The organism is Hydrogenophaga sp. (genome assembly GCF_031426985.1).
Lineage (GTDB): Bacteria > Pseudomonadota > Gammaproteobacteria > Burkholderiales > Burkholderiaceae_C > Hydrogenophaga.
The window spans coordinates 1-1,191 of the sequence record NZ_JASJOY010000185.1 but is presented as its reverse complement, the minus strand read 5'-3'; the positions used below and the strand labels follow the sequence as shown (position 1 = coordinate 1,191).

Here is a 1,191-nt window from a genome sequence, read left to right as displayed (position 1 = left end):
CGCTGAACGTGGACATGCTGGTCACCGAAGGCGACGGCATTTCCGACAGCCGCATGGACAGCGGCGACGCCAAGAACTGGGCGCAGCAGGTCAGCGCCCGCCGCGAAGAACTCACCCTCAAGGCCCTGTTCAGCGAAGAGCTGGGCGTGCTGCTGCAGGTCAAGACCGAAGACCGCAACGCGGTGATGCAGACCCTGCGCGAGCATGGCCTGTCCAAACACAGCCACTTCGTCGGTAAGACCCGCCCGGCGTCCTCGTCCATAGCCGTGGGCAAGGGCCAGCTGCAGGTCTGGCGCGACACCAAGGCGGTGTTCAGCGCCAGCCTGTTCGACCTGCACCAGGTATGGGACAGCGTGAGCTGGAAGATCAACCAGCAGCGCGACAACCCGGCCTGCGCCGACAGCGAACACGCGGCGGCCGGCCTGCCTGCTGACCCTGGCATGCACGTCGCCCTGACGTTCGACCCGCTGGACAACGTGGCCGCGCCGTTCCTGAACCTGAGCCGTCCCAAGGTCGCGATCCTGCGCGAGCAGGGCGTGAACTCGCACGTGGAAATGGCCTATGCCTTCACGCAGGCCGGTTTCGAGGCCTACGACGTGCACATGACCGACCTGCAGTCGGGCCGCGCACAGCTGGAGAACTTCAAGGGCGTGGTCGCCTGTGGCGGCTTCAGCTACGGCGACACGCTGGGCGCCGGCATCGGCTGGGCGCGCAGCATCACCTTCAACCCGGTGCTGTCCGAGCAGTTCCAGGGCTTCTTCGGCCGCGCCGACACCTTCGGTCTGGGCGTGTGCAACGGCTGCCAGATGTTCGCCGAGCTGGCCGACATCATCCCGGGTGCCGAGGCCTGGCCGCGCTTCACCACCAACCAGAGCGAGCGCTTCGAGGCCCGCCTCTCCATGGTCGAGGTGCTGGACTCGCCCAGCCTGTTCCTGCAAGGCATGGCCGGCAGCCGCCTGCCCATCGCCGTGGCGCACGGCGAAGGCTTTGCCAACTTCAAGCACCGCGGCAACCCGGCGCAGGCGATCGCCGCCATGCGCTTCGTCGACAACAGCGGCGCTGCGACCGAGCAGTACCCGTTCAACCCGAACGGCAGCCCGGCCGGCCTGACGGCGGTGACCACGGCCGACGGCCGCTTCACGGCCATGATGCCGCACCCCGAGCGCGTGTTCCGCAACATCCAGATGAGCT

Annotated in this window: 1 protein-coding gene; it reads left to right on the top strand. The window is 67.8% G+C overall.

The window, feature by feature from the left end; all coding sequences use genetic code 11:
* Positions 1-1,191 (top strand): phosphoribosylformylglycinamidine synthase subunit PurQ (locus tag RMP09_RS19520; RefSeq protein ID WP_310567631.1); only part of this gene is annotated, 1,191 nt, incomplete at both ends.